The organism is Oerskovia sp. NPDC057915, from assembly GCF_042887685.1.
GTDB lineage: Bacteria > Actinomycetota > Actinomycetes > Actinomycetales > Cellulomonadaceae > Oerskovia.
The window spans coordinates 27,786-45,419 of record NZ_JBHVOS010000011.1 but is presented as its reverse complement, the minus strand read 5'-3'; the positions used below and the strand labels follow the sequence as shown (position 1 = coordinate 45,419).

General features: G+C 72.5%; 14 protein-coding genes. 7 read left to right on the top strand and 7 right to left on the bottom strand.

Going from position 1 to position 17,634, the window contains the following annotated elements; genetic code table 11:
* The first annotated feature begins 16 nt into the window (after positions 1–16).
* From ACFVQ3_RS09180 to ACFVQ3_RS09160, 5 genes are all read left to right on the top strand, one after another.
* Positions 17–1,765, top strand: coding sequence for an FAD-dependent oxidoreductase (locus tag ACFVQ3_RS09180; protein WP_387637799.1), 1,749 nt, complete (start codon positions 17–19; stop codon positions 1,763–1,765).
* Positions 1,766–1,986: 221 nt separating this feature from the next.
* A complete protein-coding gene (locus ACFVQ3_RS09175; protein WP_387637797.1) occupies positions 1,987–2,748 on the top strand; it encodes an MIP/aquaporin family protein in 762 nt (253 codons plus the stop codon).
* 162 nt (positions 2,749–2,910) lie between these two features.
* Positions 2,911–4,428, top strand: a complete 1,518-nt coding sequence (glpK, locus tag ACFVQ3_RS09170) for a glycerol kinase GlpK (protein ID WP_387637795.1) — start codon at positions 2,911–2,913, stop codon at positions 4,426–4,428.
* Between the two features lie 129 nt (positions 4,429–4,557).
* Positions 4,558–5,856 (top strand): alpha/beta fold hydrolase, encoded by a 1,299-nt coding sequence (locus ACFVQ3_RS09165; protein WP_387637793.1) that lies wholly within the window; start codon positions 4,558–4,560, stop codon positions 5,854–5,856.
* 220 nt (positions 5,857–6,076) lie between these two features.
* Positions 6,077–8,707 (top strand): AAA family ATPase, encoded by a 2,631-nt coding sequence (locus ACFVQ3_RS09160; protein ID WP_387637790.1) that lies wholly within the window; start codon positions 6,077–6,079, stop codon positions 8,705–8,707.
* A 28-nt stretch (positions 8,708–8,735) separates the two neighbouring features.
* Here the strand turns inward: ACFVQ3_RS09160 and ACFVQ3_RS09155 are convergent, their stop codons facing one another.
* Positions 8,736–9,335, bottom strand: a complete 600-nt coding sequence (locus tag ACFVQ3_RS09155; RefSeq protein WP_387637788.1) for a hypothetical protein — start codon at positions 9,333–9,335, stop codon at positions 8,736–8,738.
* A 386-nt stretch (positions 9,336–9,721) separates the two neighbouring features.
* Here ACFVQ3_RS09155 and ACFVQ3_RS09150 point away from each other — a divergent pair, with 386 nt between their 5' ends.
* Together ACFVQ3_RS09150 and ACFVQ3_RS09145 are read left to right on the top strand one after the other, a co-directional pair.
* Positions 9,722–10,681, top strand: a complete 960-nt coding sequence (locus tag ACFVQ3_RS09150; RefSeq protein WP_387637786.1) for a hypothetical protein — start codon at positions 9,722–9,724, stop codon at positions 10,679–10,681.
* Between the two features lie 153 nt (positions 10,682–10,834).
* Positions 10,835–12,058: a hypothetical protein gene (locus ACFVQ3_RS09145; RefSeq protein WP_387637784.1), complete on the top strand. Its 1,224-nt coding sequence runs from the start codon at positions 10,835–10,837 to the stop codon at positions 12,056–12,058.
* Positions 12,059–12,156: 98 nt separating this feature from the next.
* Here the strand turns inward: ACFVQ3_RS09145 and ACFVQ3_RS09140 are convergent, their stop codons facing one another.
* The 6 genes from ACFVQ3_RS09140 to ACFVQ3_RS09115 form a co-directional block, all read right to left on the bottom strand.
* On the bottom strand, positions 12,157–12,393 hold the full coding sequence (locus ACFVQ3_RS09140) for a carbon storage regulator (protein WP_387637782.1): 237 nt from the start codon (positions 12,391–12,393) through the stop codon (positions 12,157–12,159).
* Between the two features lie 68 nt (positions 12,394–12,461).
* Entirely contained in the window at positions 12,462–13,301 is an 840-nt protein-coding gene (locus ACFVQ3_RS09135) for a hypothetical protein (protein WP_387637779.1), read from the bottom strand.
* On the bottom strand, positions 13,273–15,321 hold the full coding sequence (locus ACFVQ3_RS09130; protein ID WP_387637968.1) for a flagellar biosynthesis protein FlhA: 2,049 nt from the start codon (positions 15,319–15,321) through the stop codon (positions 13,273–13,275). The genes ACFVQ3_RS09135 and ACFVQ3_RS09130 overlap by 29 nt, the downstream gene beginning before the upstream one ends.
* Positions 15,322–15,448: 127 nt before the next feature.
* A complete protein-coding gene (locus ACFVQ3_RS09125) occupies positions 15,449–16,600 on the bottom strand; it encodes a flagellar biosynthesis protein FlhB (protein WP_387637776.1) in 1,152 nt (383 codons plus the stop codon).
* Positions 16,600–17,352 (bottom strand): flagellar biosynthetic protein FliR, encoded by a 753-nt coding sequence (locus ACFVQ3_RS09120; protein WP_387637774.1) that lies wholly within the window; start codon positions 17,350–17,352, stop codon positions 16,600–16,602. The genes ACFVQ3_RS09125 and ACFVQ3_RS09120 overlap by 1 nt, the downstream gene beginning before the upstream one ends.
* A gap of 5 nt (positions 17,353–17,357) precedes the next feature.
* Entirely contained in the window at positions 17,358–17,633 is a 276-nt protein-coding gene (locus tag ACFVQ3_RS09115; protein WP_030152072.1) for a flagellar biosynthetic protein FliQ, read from the bottom strand.
* Between the last annotated feature and the right edge of the window lies 1 nt (position 17,634).

The following is a 17,634-nucleotide window of genomic DNA, read 5'->3' as shown; positions in this document are numbered from 1 at the left end:
GAGAGAAGGCCATCGGATGACTTCCAGCAGACTCACCGCAGAGTCTCGCCAGCGGGCGCTCAGCGCGCTCGAGGCGAGCACGAGCGCGGACCAGGAGCTCGACGTCCTCGTGATCGGCGGCGGCGTGACCGGGGCAGGCATCGCCCTCGACGCCGTGACACGCGGACTCTCGACCGCGATCGTCGAGGGACAGGACTGGGCGTCCGGCACGTCGAGCCGCTCGAGCAAGCTCGTCCACGGTGGTCTGCGCTACCTCCAGATGCTCGACTTCCACCTCGTCCACGAGGCCCTGACAGAGCGCGACCTCCTCATCAAGGACCTCGCGCCGCACCTCGTGCGCCCGGTCCCCTTCCTCTACCCCCTCGAGCACCGCGTGTGGGAGCGTGCCTACGTCGGCGCCGGCATCGCGCTGTACGACACGCTCGCGAGCATGGCCCCGGGCAAGCGGGCCCTGCCGCTGCACCGCCACCTCTCGCGCAAGCAGATGGAGCGCAAGTTCCCCGACCTCGCGCACGACGCGGCGATCGGCGCCGTCCAGTACTGGGACGCCTCGGTCGACGACGCCCGCCTGGTCTCGACGCTCGTCCGCACCGCGACCTCCTACGGCGCGCACGCCGCCTCCCGCACCCAGGTCGTCGAGCTGACCAAGGGCTCGACCGGCGCGGTCAACGGCGCGATCCTCGAGGACCTCGAGACGGGCCGACGCATCACCGTCCGCGCCCGCGCCGTCATCAACGCGACGGGCGTGTGGACCGAGGACACCGAGGCCCTCGCCGGGACCGACGGCGGGCTGCGCGTCCTGGCCTCCAAGGGCGTCCACATCGTCGTCCCGCGCGAGCGCATCAAGGGCCAGGTCGGCCTGATCCTGCAGACCGAGAAGTCCGTCCTGTTCATCATCCCGTGGTCCCGCTACTGGGTCATCGGCACGACCGACACGCCCTGGGAGCAGGAGCTCACGCACCCCGTCGCGACGGCCGCCGACATCGACTACATCCTCGAGCACGCCAACGCCGTCCTCGCCCAGCCCCTCACGCGCGACGACATCATCGGCACCTACGCCGGCCTGCGCCCGCTGCTCCAGCCCGGGACCAAGGAGGGCACGAGCTCGGCCAAGGTCTCGCGCGAGCACACCACGGCCTCCCCGACCCCCGGCCTCACGGTCATCGCGGGCGGCAAGCTCACGACCTACCGGGTCATGGCCAAGGACGCGGTCGACTTCGCGATCGGCCAGCGCTCCGCGGCGCTGCCCTCGATCACGGACAAGATCCCGCTCGTCGGCGCCGTCGGGCTCGACGCGGTCCGCCGCCAGGCCCGCCCGTGGGCCTCGAAGTTCGGCTGGACGCCGCAGATGGTCGACCACCTGCTGCACCGCTACGGCTCCAACCTGCGCGACATCGTCGCTCTGTGCGAGGCCGACCCCACGCTCGCCAGGCCGCTGGAGCACGCGCCCGCCTACCTGCGGGCCGAGATCAGCTACGGCGTGACCCACGAGGGCGCCCTGCACCTCGAGGACCTGCTGCTGCACCGCACGCGTCTGAACTACGAGGTGCTCGACCGCGGGCTCGGCGCCCTCCCGGAGATCGCCGACATCGCGGCGCCGCTCCTCGGCTGGGACGACGAGCGCAAGGCCGCGGAGATCGCGTCCTACACCGCGCGCGCCGCGGCCGAGGAGTCCGCGGAGCAGGAGCCCGACGACGCCACGGCCGAGCGCACGCGCCTCGCCGCCGACGACGTCGCCCCGCTCAAGCCCCTCTCCGGATCCTGACGAACCCGACTCACCCACCCGGCCCACCGGGAGCCGCACAGGCTCCCCCGAGAACAACTTCATAGCCCGGCCCCCGGCCCGCCTCGACTCGCGCGAGGCGGGGCCGGACCGGCACCCCTCAACCTCACGGATGCGCGCACCGCGACGCACGCCGGGGCCCCGACGCACGGATGCGTCGGGGTGGTTGCGACAACGAAGTCCACCAAGAAAGAGAGAATCTGATGGACACACTCATCCTCAACGCCTTCTGGTCCGAGATACTCGGCACCGCGACCCTGATCCTGCTGGGTGCCGGCGTCGTAGCCAACGTGATCCTCCCCAAGACCAAGGGCTTCAACGGCGGCTGGCTCCTCATCAACTTCGGATGGGGCCTCGCCGTCTTCACCGGCGTCTACGTCGCGTACAAGTCCGGGGCGCACCTCAACCCGGCCGTGACCATCGGACTGTTCACCGCGGACCGCCCCTTCTTCTCGGCCACAGGGCCCGAGGGGATGGTCACCGCGACGATCGAGCCGACCGTGAGCAACATGTTCATCTACTTCGGCGCGCAGATGATCGGTGCGATCCTCGGTGCCGTGCTCGCGTTCCTCGCGTACAAGAAGCACTTCGACGAGGAGGCGCCCGCCGCCACCAAGCTCGCCGTGTTCTCGACCGGCCCCGAGCTCCGCTCGTACGGCTGGAACTTCGTCACCGAGGTCATCGCGACGTTCGTGCTCGTGTTCTTCGTCGTCGCGTCGGGCAACACCCCGTCCGGGCTCGGCCCGCTCGCCGTCGCGCTCGTCGTGGTCGGTATCGGTGCGTCCCTCGGTGGTCCTACCGGGTACGCCATCAACCCTGCTCGTGACCTCGGCCCGCGCATCGCCCACGCCCTGCTGCCCATCAAGGGCAAGGGGTCGAGCGACTGGGGCTACTCGTGGGTCCCCGTCGCAGGTCCGCTCGTCGGCGGCGTGCTCGCCGGCCTCCTCGGGGCAGCCTGGGGCTGATCCCCTGCTCCTCCCCGCGTGACCGGGGCGGGGGCGACCCGCCCCGGTCACGCGACCACCCGCCGTCGGGCACCACCCCACGTGACGCCCCGCGGCCCCGATGCTCGGTCGCGTACCGCGCGACAACCGCTCAACCACACCGACGTGAAGGACTGACACACCATGGCCGACTACGTTCTCGCCATCGACCAGGGAACCACCAGCTCCCGGGCCATCGTCTTCAACCACTCCGGGGAGATCGTCTCCTCCGGCCAGCTCGAGCACGACCAGATCTTCCCGCGGGCCGGCTGGGTCGAGCACAACCCCGAGCAGATCTGGAACAACGTCCGCGAAGCCGTCGGCCTGGCCCTGACCCGCGCCAACGTCACGTACACCGACATCGCCGCGGTCGGCATCACCAACCAGCGCGAGACCGCCGTCGTGTGGAACCGCAGGACGGGCAAGCCCGTCTACAACGCGATCGTCTGGCAGGACACCCGCACGCAGAAGATCGTCGACGAGCTCGGCGGCGACGCAGGACCCGAGAAGTACAAGGCGATCGTGGGCCTCCCGCTCGCGACGTACTTCTCCGGCCCCAAGGTCAAGTGGATCCTCGACAACGTCGAGGGTGCCCGCGAGGCCGCCGACGCCGGCGACCTCGTCTTCGGCAACACCGACACCTGGGTCCTGTGGAACATGACGGGCGGCGTCGACGGCGGCGTGCACGTCACCGACGTGACCAACGCGTCGCGCACCATGCTCATGGACCTCGACACCCTGAGCTGGCGCGAGGACATCGCGGCCGACATGGGCATCCCCCTCTCGATGCTGCCGGAGATCAAGTCGTCCTCCGAGGTCTACGGGAACGGGCGCCCCGGCGGGCTCCTCCCGGGCGTCCCGATCGCGGGCATCCTGGGCGACCAGCAGGCCGCGACGTTCGGCCAGGCGTGCTTCGAGGTCGGGCAGGCCAAGAACACGTACGGCACGGGCAACTTCATGCTCCTCAACACGGGCACCGAGAAGGTCATGAGCGAGAACGGCCTGCTCACGACCGTCTGCTACAAGATCGGCGACCAGCCGGCCCGCTACGCGCTCGAGGGCTCGATCGCCGTCACCGGGTCGCTCATCCAGTGGCTGCGCGACAACCTGGGCATGTTCTCGGACGCGCCCGACGTCGAGTGGCTCGCCCGCAAGGTCGACGACAACGGTGGCGCGTACTTCGTGCCCGCGTTCTCGGGCCTGTTCGCGCCGCACTGGCGCTCCGACGCCCGTGGCGCCCTCGTGGGCCTCACGCGCTACGTCAACAAGAACCACATCGCGCGCGCCGCGCTCGAGGCCGTCGCGTTCCAGACCCGCGAGGTCCTGGACGCCATGAACGCGGACTCGGGCGTCGACCTCACCGAGCTGCGCGTCGACGGCGGCATGGTCCAGAACGAGCTGCTCATGCAGTTCCAGGCGGACCAGCTCGGCGTGGACGTCGTGCGACCCAAGGTCGCGGAGACGACGGCGCTCGGTGCCGCGTACGCCGCGGGCATCGCGGTCGGGTTCTGGCAGGGCGAGCAGGACGTCATCGCCAACTGGGCCGAGGACAAGCGCTGGAGCCCGTCCATGGACGAGGGCGAGCGCGAGCGCCTCTACCGCAACTGGAAGAAGGCCGTGAGCAAGACCCTCGACTGGGTCGACGAGGACGTCGAGAAGTAGTCCTTCTCACCTCCTCCGGAGCCGGCGTGACCTCGGGTCACGCCGGCTCCGGCATGTCAGGACCGGCGTGACCTCGAGGTCACGCTGGTCCTGGCACGTCTGGGGTGAGCAGTGGATAGGCTCGTCGCCATGACCTCCGTGAGCTACACCGTCCCCGGGATGCACGTGACCGACCACGAGGTCGAGGTCCCCCTCGACTGGTTCGACGAGCGGGACTCGCGCCGGATCACGATCTTCGCGCGCGAGCTCGTCGACCCGGTGCGGGCGCGCGAGGACCTGCCGTTGCTCGTGTTCCTCCAGGGCGGCCCGGGCGGCAAGGGCCCGCGCCCGACCGGGCCCGAGGGCTGGGTCGGCACGATGCTCGCGACCCACCGGGTGATCCTGCTCGACCAGCGCGGCACGGGCCGCAGCTCGGCCGTGCGCGGGCGCTCGCTCGCGGGCCTCGGCGACGCCGCCGCGCAGGCCGAGCACCTCTCGCACTTCCGGGCCGACTCGATCGTCGCCGATGCCGAGCACCTGCGCCGCACCCTGTTCGGCGGTCGGCGCTGGGAGTCCCTCGGCCAGAGCTACGGCGGCTTCCTCACGCTCACGTACCTCTCGCGCGCCCCCGAGGGGCTCGCGGCGTGCTACGTGACGGGCGGGCTCGCCGGGCTCGAGGCCGACGCCGCCGAGGTCTACCGCCGCACGTACCCGCGCACCGCCGCCAAGAACGCCCGCTTCGCGTCGCGCTTCCCCGACGACGTCGCGCTCCTCGCGCGCATCGCGGACAGGATCGCGGCGGGAGACGTCACGCTGCCCGACGGCGACACGCTCTCCGTGCGCCGGCTCCAGACGCTCGGGACGGACTTCGGCATGAAGCCGGGCTTCGAGCGCGTCCACTGGCTGCTGGACGAAGCGTTCGACCACGGCGACGGCGACCTGAGCGACACGTTCCTCAGCGAGGTCAGGGACCTGACCTCGTACCGGACGAACCCGCTGTACGCGGTGCTGCACGAGTCGATCTACGCCTCGGGCCACGGGGCCACGGGCTGGGCGGCAGAGCGCGTGCGCGCCGAGCACCCGGAGTTCGACCCCGGAGCCCGACCGCTGCTCTTCACGGGCGAGATGATCTACCCCTGGATGTTCGAGGAGATCGCGGGTCTGCGCGCCTTCCGCGGCGCGGCCGAGGAGCTGGCTCGCCGCGAGGACTGGACCGAGCTGTACGACCTCGACGCGCTCGCCGCCAACGAGGTCCCCGTCGCCGCCGCGGTCTACTACGACGACATGTTCGTCGACGCCCACCTCTCGCTCGACACCGCGTCCAGGGTGGGGAACGTGCAGGCGCTCGTCACGAACGAGTTCGAGCACGACGGGCTGCGCACGGGAGACGTCCTGGAGCGGCTGCTCCCGCTCGTGGACCAGCAGGGAGGGCCGCTCCCCCGCGGCTGACCGCGCCCTGGTCCCGCCTGCCGACCGTCGTTCCCGGCGGGTCCCCGCACACCGGGGCCCGGGGTGTCGTGCACCACCTAGCCCGCGAAATCTCTCCCCGTCACCTAAAGTGGCACTCCGGAGAGCGGCGCGGTGCCGGCTCCAGTGCCAGAGGCGACGCAGCCGACGGCAGGCTGCCCGGGCACCTCACCAGGAGAGGGCGGGAGGCGGGATGCCGGTAGTGAGCACGACCCCCGGCAGACTGCACGGCGCTCCGCGAGCACCCCACCTCGAGCTCGTGCGGGAGCGGCTCGTCGACCGGCTCGACGCCGACGCGGCCCTGCGTGTCGTCCGTGGCCCGTCGGGCGGCGGGAAGACCTCGCTCCTGGCGGAGTGGGCTCGACGGCGGGGGGCCGAGGGGGTCTGGATCGCGACGGCCCCCGGCACGACCCGGACCGAGCTCTGGCGCACCGTCGCTCGTCGGGCCACCCAGACGGGGCTGCTGCGCTCGGAGACGACGATCGGCCTCGACGAGCTGTCGACGAGCGCCCTGACCGCGCGGCTGGCCGAGGCGCTCGTCACGGTCCGGGGAGAGGTCCTCGTCGTCGTCGACGACTACCAGAACGTCCGCGACGACGAGGTCCACGAGGACGTCCTCGCACTGCTGCGCGCCTGCCCGAACCTGTCGGTCGCGCTCGCGACGACCACGAGCTCGATGCTCGAGGCCCCCGTCGTCGGCCTCGAGATGCGCCGCACGGTGATCACCGCCGACCAGCTCCCGCTCACCCTCGACGAGACCGCACGGATGCTGCGCCAGGTCGGGGCGGACCTCGACCCGGAGCAGACCCACGTGAGCACGGGCGGTCAGCCCCTCTACCTGCGGGTCGCGATGCTCGCCGCCGAGCTGGCGGGCTCGCACGGCACCCCGGCCCACGTGCAGGTCGCGGCCGAGCTGCTCCGGGCAGCGGTCGACAAGCAGCTCCAGGGCCCCACGCGGGACCGGCTCGAGCTGTTCCTCGCGCGGTGCGTCGTCCCGCAGATCCTGACCGGAGACCTCGCGGTGGCCCTCACGCTCGACCCGGACGCTCCCGAGCTCCTGTCGGACCTCGAGGCGCGCGGCCTCGGCACGTGGGAACGGCGACCGACGGGCCTCGTCTTCGCGCTCTTCCCCGTCGTGCGGTCCCTCCTCCGGGAGACGTTCCGGCTCGAGGACCCTGAAGGGTCCCGCGTGGTCGAGGCGGCGACGGCTCGGTGGTACCTCCAGCACGGCTACCCGGTCGAGGCCGTTCGGCACGCGGTCACGGCGGGCGACCTCTCGATCGCCTCGGCCGCGGTGTCCCGCTACTGGACCCAGGTCTTCGAGGAGCGCACGATCGCGAACCTCGACGTCCTGCGGGCGGTCCCGGTCGCCGAGCTGCGCCCCTGGCCCCTGCTCGCCGGCGCGCTCGCCCGCCACTACGACGCCCTCCCCGGCGGGCGGGACGAGGCGATCGAGCTCTACCACGCTGCGCTCGCAGGGCTGCGTGTCGCGCCGCGCCCTGCGACCCCGAGCGAACGCGTGGTGCTCGAGGTCCTCGAGAGCCTCGCGCTGCGGTCGACGGGGTCGGCCGAGCGCGCGCTCTACCCGGCGCGTCGCGCGGGCCGCATGCTGACCGAGCTCCGGGTCACCGAACGTCGCTCCATGGCACGCGACCTGCCGGGGTTGCGCGCCGAGATCGCACGGTCGTTGCTCCGCGGCGGGGCCGAGAACGAGTCCCTCGCGATCCTCGAGGACCTCGGTGAACCCCTGGGAGACCCGGCCGGCGAGCCGCCGACGCTGCACGGTCTGCCGCTGCGCGCGCTCGCCCACGCCGTGCACGGCAACATGCCCGAGGCGCGCCGGGACCTCGCTGCCGTCGAGGCGTCCCTGCGCGACCGGACCTCCCCGCGGCGCAGCCAGGACCTCTATCACCTGGCGCACGCCCTCGTGCGCATCGAGCGGTTCGACGCGCGTGGCGCGCAGATCCACCTGGACGCCATGCGCCCCTTCCTGTCGACGCTCGAGTCACGACCGCAGTTCGCGCTGGCGCAGGCCTCGGTCGACCTCCTGACGTTCGAGCCGGCGCTGGGGGCCGAGCGGCTGCGCCGGTTCATCGAGTCCGAGCGGGGGCGGCAGCGGATCTCCGTCCGGGACACGGACCAGCTCGGCTACGCCGCCGGCCTGCTCGACCTTGCACGCGGTCGGCTGGGAGCGGTCCACGCGACCCTGCGAGGCGCGTCGCCGTCGTCCGCGAGCGCCCCACTCCTGCGCGCCCACCTTGCGCTGCTCACCGAGTCCTGGCAGGTCGCCCGGGACGTCCTGGTCGAGCACACCCCGGCGGTCGACGCGTCGCCGCGACTGCGGGTCTCGCACTCGCTGCTCCTCGCTGCGGCGCTCGTCAACGGCCCCGACGAGTCGCACGCGTGCGACGCGCTGGGCAAGTTCGCGGCCGTCGCCGACGATCGCCAGCTGCTGTTCGCCCTCACGCTCCCCCCGCGGCGCGAGCTCCTCGCGCTCGTCGAGCTGGCTGCACGCAGCAAGGACAGGACGGCGCAGCGGGTCCTGGCGGCAGCCGGGCCGGTCCCCGAGAGGTTCGCCGCGATGGTGGGCTTCCCGCAGGCGCTGACGGACCGCGAGATCGTGGTGCTCGACAGCCTGCGGCGGCACGCGACCGCCGTCGAGATCTCGCTGAGCCTGACCGTCTCGGTCAACACCGTCAAGAGCCAGCTCCGTTCCGTCTACCGCAAGCTGGGGGTGCGCCGCCGGGAGGACGCGCTCGCCAAGGGGATCGACCTGGGGCTCATCGTGGCCGACCACGTCGACCCGGCATCGGCCCGGCACGAACGGTGGTGACGTCGCACGCCGACCGTCTCGTCGCGCGTCAGACGAGGTCGTCGACGATCCTGGCCGAGGCCCTCGTCCGCTCGTGCGACTCCGCGTCGTCGATCTGCTGGCCCGACGCGACCAGGGCCGCACGACGCAGCCACGAGAAGACGACCAGGACGGGATACGTGTCCTCACCGACGTAGACGCGGCGGCGCCAGGACGCCCAGGAGACGATGCGGGCGAGCACGGGGACGGGGTCGTCGAGCTCGCTGGCCCGGTGCGCGGCGTTCTCCCAGCCGTGCTCGGCGTCGCTCATGATCTGTGCGCCCTCGCGGCCCAGCGGGCGGGCGAGCGCAGCGAGGCCGATGTCCTCCCGGATCTCGGTGGCCTCGGTCGGGACGAGGTCCAGCCCGTCGCGGTAGGTCCCGAACGTCGCGGGGTCCACGTGGCGCCAGGGGTCCTCGTCGGGCAGGGAGTCGAGGAGGTCGGTGAGGGTCCCCGCGAGGAGGGTCACGGCCCGCAGCCGATGCCCCCGGGCCTGCTCCCGCATCGCCTCGAGATCGGCGACGCGGTCGTAGGGATCGATCAGGGGCTCGACGAGCCCGACGGCCCACGCCGCCCAGGTGGTGTCGTCCCACGGGGCCGGGTTCGTCATCGCGGCATCGCCTGGGCGCGCCGTCGACGGCCCGCGGCACGGAGCCCGGTCCGACCGGAGAAGAGCGTCCCCGACGGGGCGTCGCACGGCGTGCGCCTCGTCGCCGAGGACGGTGCGCAGGTCCTGCCGCCCATGCTCCACCTCCTGCTCGTCTGCGTGTCCGCGCCCAGGTCGGCGAGCGATCGCCGACGCGGAAGTGTATCCATCACCGGTGCCGGTGCAGAAGGGGCGAACGACACGAACCGCCGCCCGTCCGGGTGAATTCCCGGGCTCGGGCTGCGGCAACTCCCAGCATGGCACCACGTATAGCAGCCGCGAGGGTGAACTCCGGTGTGAAAACCGTGTTCAGACGTGAAAGTAGTGCGAAGCGGCCGCATGCTGAGGGCATGAACGTGCGGCCCCCATCCGGCACGTGCCCGGACCGGGCACGTGAAGCGCGCTCCCTGCGTGTCGCGGAGGAGCCGCTCTTCGACGACGACCACGACGCGCCCGCCGACGCGGTCCGCGCGGAGGTCGCGCGCATCGTCGTGCTCGACGACGACGCCCGCTACCGCACGGAGGTGTCCGCCTTCATCGCGGGCCACAGCGACCACTGGCGACGCATCGCCGCCCGGCTGTGCCGCACGAACTCGGTGCAGGCCGCCCAGCACCTCGAGGACGTCGAGGCGATCGTCACGGAGACCGTCTGGGAGATGCTCGAGAGGTCGCGGCAGGACCCGACGTACCTGGCCACCATGCGCTCGTTCCTGGCGATCGTCGTCTACACCGCGCGCCCCAGGGTGCGCTCGTTCGTGGACCACGCGACGGCGCCCGCGTCGGGCATGGTCGCCGCCCAGCGTCGCCGACGCGAGCTCGCTCGCACGCGCGCCGAGCTCGCGGCCCTGCGCGGCACGGTGCCCACCGTGCAGGAGGCCGTGCAGGCGACCAACGACCGGCTCGCCGCACACCGTTCCGACGTCGTGCGGCAGGGGATGGTCGTCACCGAGGCCGACGAGGTCGTGCTGTCCAGCGCGCTGTCCTTCGACGAGGCCCTCGACTCCTCCGGCCTCGTCCAGGACGAGCTCGACTGCGTGCTGCACCCCGTCGAGGCCCCCACCCTGGTGCGCTCCGTCGTCGACGCGGCGCGGGCCGAGCACCCGACGCGTGGCAAGGTCGCGGCCCTGTGGATGGCCGAGGCGTACGACGGCGGCGGCCCCCTCCCGGGTCAGGACACGGTCGTGTGGATCTCCCGGACGCTGGGTCTTCCCCGCCGGAGCACGGTGGCGCACATCGACCGTGTCCGCGAGCTCGCCGCCGCTCGGCTGCGGGCGATGGGCATCGGTGCCGACCTGCTGGAGACGGCGTGAGCGCGATCTCCCGACCGGACTCCTCCGCGCAGGGCTCGGCCATGTCGGTCGTCGGTGCGAGGACCTCGCGCCGTCGTGCCCTTGCTCTGCCGCACCACCACCGTGGCGACGGCCGTACCAGCCTGCGCACCCGCAGGCAGGGGAGAACGTCGAATGTCTGACGCACGTCCTGCGCACGGCCCGGTCGGGGTCGGTGCCCTGTCCGGCCTCGCGGACCTGCCCCCCGGCGCCCGTGAGCAGGCGCTCGCGGAGTTCTGGGCCTCTCGCGCCGGCGAGCTCGCGCGCGAGGCGCGACGCGTCGTCCGGGCGTGCCTCGTCGCTCCCGACGACCGCTCGGCGGCGCTCGACGCGGTGACGAGGACCCAGCAGGCGTTGCTCCGCGACGTCGCGGCGGGTCGCCGGAGCATCGACCCCCGGAGCTGGGTGGCCACCGTGCGCGCGGAGTCGGCACTGGCCGTGCGCCGGTCGGCCGCCGAGGGGACCGTCGCCGTGGCACCGTACCGCCAGCGTCTCGCAGCCCAGCGCGCGCACCTGCTCGCGGTGCGCGAGACGGCGGCGGTCGCCGTCCCACCCGCCGTGAGCCCTCGGACGGCCGTCGTCGCCGTCGGATCGACCACCGTGGCGCCCTCCCTGGTCCCGGTCGGGCGCGTCGCCCACCGACCGACCGGGCGTGCCGGCACGCCTCGGCACGCCCGTCGGCAGGCCGGCACCGTCCTGGGCCACGGCATGTCCCCCCGGAGATCGCTGAGGTGGAGTGCCGCAGCGCTGCTGTCGACCGTGACGATCGTGGTCGGCGCGGCGGTGGCGCCCGCCGAGGAGCGCCCCGCGGGCGAGACCGGTACGTCGAACGTGTCGTTCGTCGACCGGCTCACGATGCCCATCGTCGGCCTGTGGGACAACCTCGTCGGCAACGGGCGGGACAAGGACCCCGACGCCGTCGTACCGGTCCCCGTCGTCTCCCCCACGGCGCCCGCTCCCGTGGTGCAGGAGGTTCCGGCTCCGACGGTCCCGCAGCCCCCCGTGGCGCCTGCTGTCCCCGTCCCCGGCCCGGGCTCGGGCATCGGGACGGGCTCCGGGACGGGTGGCTCGCGGGCCCCCCAGGAGGGCGGCCGGCACGACGGCGGCAGCGGCTGGCGCGACCACGACGAGCTCGGGCGCGGAGAGTGGCACGAGCGAGACGACGAGGACGACGACGACCGGGACGACGACGAACGGCACGGCGACCGGCAGGGGCGCGGTGAGGAGCACGGCCAGGGACGGGGCGACGACGACCGTGGCAACGGTCACCGCCACGAACGGTCGGACAGGTCGCGCGGTCGGCGCCGGGGCGTCAGCGAGCGCCGGCACGGCCGAGCGAGCTCGGTCCCGCGCGTCTAGCGCGCACGGACGCCCGGACGGTGCGGCCGCAGCGGTGCGCTCCCGCGCCGCAGCCGACGGTCCCAGGGCCCCGGGTGCTGCGGCACGGTGTCGAGGGCTCAGGGCGCCGGGCGCAGTGCGAGCAGGGCACGCACCTCGTCGGCGGTCGCACCGGTCGCGACGGCGGCGCGGTTGCCCTCGGCCACCTGGTCGATGATCTCCGCCCGGTGGATCCGCACGTCGCGCGGCGCCTCGATCCCGATCCGCACTCCGTCGCGTCCTGCGGAGACCACCGTCAGGACGATGTCCTCGCCCACGAGGATCCGTTCGCCCACCTTGCGCCCCAGCACCAGCATCGACGTCCTCCTGACGTTCGTGAATGTCGTCCTGACCTTCCGGGGCACCTATGCGCGCGGGGCGTCCGTCAGCCCGCTTCCCATCCTTCGGGCAGCCCGAGGAGCTGGACGGTCTCCGGGGTCCTGGTGAGCGCCCGTCCCACGACCACCATGGCGTGCACGTGCACGACCCCGCGCAGGCCGTCGACCCAGGCAGCGGTGTCCGCGTGCTTGCGTGCGGCGTCGACCACGACCCACACCTGCTCCGGTGCGAGGTCGTCGAGCGTCCGGAGCCCGTCGGCGAGGTCGGCCGTGAGGCCGACGGCGACCGCGGTCGACGTCCCCGCGTGCACGCCGCGGGCCCTCGCCTCGGTCGCGCTGCGCCGGTCGACGACCCGGGGGGCGTCGACGTCACGCGCCTGGCCCGCCGCTCCGGTGAGGAGGCCGAGACGAGCGTGCATCGCGTGCGCGACGGCCACGGCGTCGTCTCCCAGGCCGACGAGCGCGACGAGGTCCCCCGGGGCGGTCGACGGTCCGTCGCCCCGCGGACCCCGGGCGGGCTCGGGGAGAGCGGTCTCGGCGATCAGCTCGTCCAGCATCGCGGCGAAGCCGTCGCCCCCGGTCGACATCTCGACGTCCTCCGTCCTCGACGGCTCGAGCCGGTCGGCGCCGTCGGCGTCGTCGAGCAGGGCGGCGATCCCTGCCCGGCGCGCCGCCGGGAACCTCACGGGGTGGTCGGTGACCCGGAGCGTGGGCGAGGACGCGACCTCGACCACGGCCTCGTAGTGCTGCCTGCCGAAGAGTCCCTTGATGCCGCCCGTGATGATCCGCTCGGCCGACACGATCCGCACGTCGGGTCCGTGCTCCCGCCGGGCCTGGTCGAGGATGGCCTCCAGGGTGTCACCCGCGAGCAGCAATCGCCGGGGCATCGTTCACCACCCCGACCGTCTCGATGAGCGCGTTCCCCGAGGTGACCTCCGTGTAGGAGAGCACGGCCAGGTCGGGCAGCTGCGTGGCGACCAGGCGACGGACCGCCGGGCGCAGGGACGGCGCGCAGACCAGGACGACGTCGTGGCCGACGCCCCGGGCGGCCTCGACCACGTCCGCGACCGAGGTGCGGAACGCGTCGAGGCGCGCCGGGTCCACGACGATGACCGTCCCGTGCTCCCCGCCCGGCTGCCGCCCGGCGAGCATGGCCTGCTCGAGCACGGGCGCGATCGTCACGACACGGATCGTGCCGTCGACCGTGTGCCGTGCCGGGATCGCGGGACCGAGCACGGACCGCGCCGACTCGACGAGGTGCTCGGGGTCCGTGGAGCGCCTGGCCGCGAGCGCGAGCCCCTCGTAGATGCGGGGCAGGTCGTTGATCGCCACGCGCTCCTCGAGCAGCCCCTGGAGCACGCGCTGGATCTCGGCGAGCGACAGCAGGGTCGGCGTGAGCTCGTCGACCGCCGAGGGGTTGGTTCGCTTGACCTCGTCGGTCAGCACGCGGACGTCCTCGCGCGAGAGCAGCCTGGCCGCGTTGGCCGAGATGATCGCGGACAGGTGGGTGACGAGGACCGAGACGCGGTCGACGACCGTGGCCCCCGCCATCTCCGCGCTGTGCCGCATCTCGACGGGCACCCACTTGCCCTCCATGCCGAACACCGGGTCCACGGTGACCTGCCCGGGCAAGGACGCCAGGTTGTCGCCCAGCGCGAGGACCTTGCCCGACGGCGCCTGGCCCCGGCCCGCCTCGACGCCGGCGATCCGCACGGCGTAGGTCGACGCGACGAGCTCGATCGAGTCGCGGGTGCGCACGGGAGGCACGACGACGCCCAGGTCCATCGCGATCTTGCGCCGCAGGGCGCGCACGCGCCCCAGCAGGTCGTCGTGCGCCCCGGTGACGAGGTCGACGAGGTCGGGGGCCAGCAGGATCTCCAGGGCGTGCACGCGCATCTGCTCGATGAGGTTCTCGGTACCGTCCGACGACGCGGCCGCGCCCTTCTCGAGCTGCTCGGCCGCGGCCCGTGCGACCTCGACCCGCTCCTGACGCGCCTTGATCTGCTGCGCCGCGACGAGGAGCCCGATCCCGAGCACGATGAACGGCAGCTTGGGCATACCCTCGATGAAGGCCATCGCGAACGACGCGACACCGGCGATCGCGACGGCCTGGCGGGACTGGACGAGCTGGCTCGACGCCTGCGAGCCGACGTCCCCCTCGCCCGAGTTGGAACGCGTCACGATCATGCCGGTCGCGACGGCCATGAGCAGCGCCGGGACCTGGGTCACCAGGCCGTCGCCGATCGTCAGGATCGAGTAGGTGTCGACCGACTCCCCGACCGGCATGCCGTGCATGACGACGCCGATGACGATGCCGCCGACCAGGTTGATGATCGTGATGACGACGCCCGCGATGGCGTCCCCCTTGACGAACTTCGAGGCACCGTCCATCGCACCGTAGAAGTCCGCCTCCGCGGAGACCTCGGCGCGCCGCGCACGGGCGTCGGTCTCCGAGATGAGGCCTGCGTTGAGGTCCGCGTCGATCGCCATCTGCTTGCCCGGCATGGCGTCGAGCGTGAAGCGTGCCCCGACCTCGGCGACGCGCTCGGCTCCCTTGGTGATCACGAGGAACTGGATGACCACCAGGATCAGGAACACGACCATGCCGATGACCAGGTTCCCGTTGACCACGACGTGGCCGAACGCGCTGATGACCTCGCCCGCGTACCCGTCACCCAGCACGAGGCGGGTCGAGGCGACGTTGAGTCCCAGACGGAAGAGCGTCGCGACGAGCAGCAACGACGGGAAGACCGAGAAGTCGAGCGGCTTGGTGACGAACATCGACGTCAGCAGGATCACGAGCGACAGCAGGATGTTGACGATGATGAGCACGTCGAGCAGCCCGGCCGGGATCGGCACGACGAGCAGCAGGACGATGCCGACGACGCCGAGGGGGACGGCGATCATGGCGAGGGAGCGGTTCTTCACGCGGAACCCTGGTCCTTCCCGGTCCGGAGCGGTGGCAGGTGCTGCCGCGACTCCCTATGCACGTCGCGTCGTCGGCAGCGCGGGTCGGTGGTCGGCGCGTCCCGCCTCACGCGGTGCGTGCCTCGTCGGCTCCCGTGGTGTCCTCGTCCGCCGGCCACTCCCCCGGCGCGATCGCCGGGCGGCCCAACCGGTGCGGCACGGAGGAGACCGCGGCCCCACGGCGCGCGAGGGCCATGACGAACGCGAGGACGCGGGCGACGGCCATGTAGAGCTCGACCGGGACCTCCTGCCCGACGTCGCACACCTTGTGGAGCGCGCGGGCGAGCTGGACGTCGCGGACCATCGGCACCCGGGCCTCCTCGGCCTTCTCCCGGATGCGCGCGGCCAGGTGGTCCGCGCCCTTGGCGACGACGCGCGGCGCGGACTTCCCCGCCTCGTAGCGGATCGCGACGGCGACGTGCGTGGGGTTGACGATCACGACGTCGGCGTCCGCCACCGCGGCGAGCATGCGGTTGCGGGACAACGAGCGGGCCATCGACCGGCGCTGCGACTTGACCATGGGGTCGCCGTCGCTGTTCTTGTGCTCGTCCTTGAGCTCCTTCTTGGTCATGCGCGTCTTCTTGCGGTTGCGCTTGGCGACGACGAGCACGTCGAGCAGCGCGAGCGAGATCCCCGCCGCGGTCGCCCACAGCAGCAGCGCCCGCACGCCCGACCCGGCCGCCTCGAGCAGCGACGCCACCGGCAGGCCGCCCGCCGAGAGCAGGACGGGCATGAGCGACTGGATCACGACGTACAGCACGACCCCGACCACGGTCGTCTTGAGCAGGGCCTTGACGCCGTTCCACAACGCCTGCGGCCCGAGGATCCGCTTGAAGCCGCTGACAGGGTTGAACTGCTGGAACTCCCCGCGGAACTTCTTCAGGTGCAGGCCGCCCTGCACGACCGAGCCGATGATCGCCGCGAGCGCGACCGCCGCGAGCAGCACCCCGATCGTGGGCAGGATCGAGCGGAGCGCCTCCTGCAGGAGCACGAGCGCCACGGCCGGCTCGGGGTTGTCGATCACGGTGCGGATCGACAGGACCTGCTCGGTCGCGGCACCGGCCGCCTTGCCGAGCGTCAGGGGCAGCAGCGCCCCCGCGACCGCGATGCCGACCCAGGCCGTGAGGTCCTGCGACCGGCCGAGCTGGCCCTTCTCGTGGACCTCCTTCATCTTGCGCTCGGAGGCCTGCTCGGTCCTCTCCTCGGACGTGTCCGCCATCAGCCGACCCCTCCCATCAGCTTCAGGGCCTGCGCCGTCAGCGCCGACAGGGCGTGCGGGAGGGCGATGAGGACGGTCCCGACGAGCGAGAGGGTCAGGAAGATCTTGAGCGGGAAGCCGAGCGCGAACGCGTTGAGCGCGGGGGCGACCCGGGTGACCAGGCCCAGTCCGACGTCGGCCAGGAAGAGGACCACGACGATGGGCCCGGCGATCTGGAGCCCTGCGACGAACGACCCCGTGAGCGCGTCGACGAACGACTCCGCCGGGACCCTGACGAACGCCCCCACGGGCACCACGTCGTAGGACCGCGCGAGGCCGAGGATCACGAGCTGGTAGGCGTCCGAGGTGAACATCAGGACGACTGCGGCCAGGGCGAACAGGCGCGTGAACTGCGAGCCGCTCACGTTGGTCTGCGGGTCGAACGCCATGCCGATCGAGAAGCCCCCGAACAGGTCGAGGTGCGAGCCGGCAGCGGTCACGGCCGAGAAGACGATCATGACGAGCGCCCCCAGCATGGCCCCCGTGGTCGCCTCGGCGATCACGTGGGCGAAGAACGTCGCCGTGCCCACCGCTTCGTAGGTCGGCGCGACCCGGCCCGAGACCACGAGGCCCAGGGACACCGCGAGGATGGCGCGCACCTGGCGCGGGATGGCCTGGTGGGAGAACGGCGGCGCGAGCATCATGAACGCGGCCAGGCGGACCCCGGCGAGCAGGGTCGCCTGGAGCCACGCCTGGTCGATGTCGAACGTCACCGACGTCAGCCGCCGCCCAGGAGCGACGGGATGAGGTCGAACATGGCGTGCGTGAACGATACGAGCTCGCCGATCATCCAGTTGCCGCACACGATGAGCGCGACGGCCACCGCCGCGGCCTTCGGCACGAACGAGAGCGTGACCTCCTGGATCTGGGTCACCGACTGCACGAGCGAGATCGAGAACCCCACCACGAGCGAGGTGATGAGCACGGGGGCCGCGAGCTTCGCGGCGAGGATCATCGCCTGCGTGGCGATGTCGAGGACGGCCGAGGTCTCCATG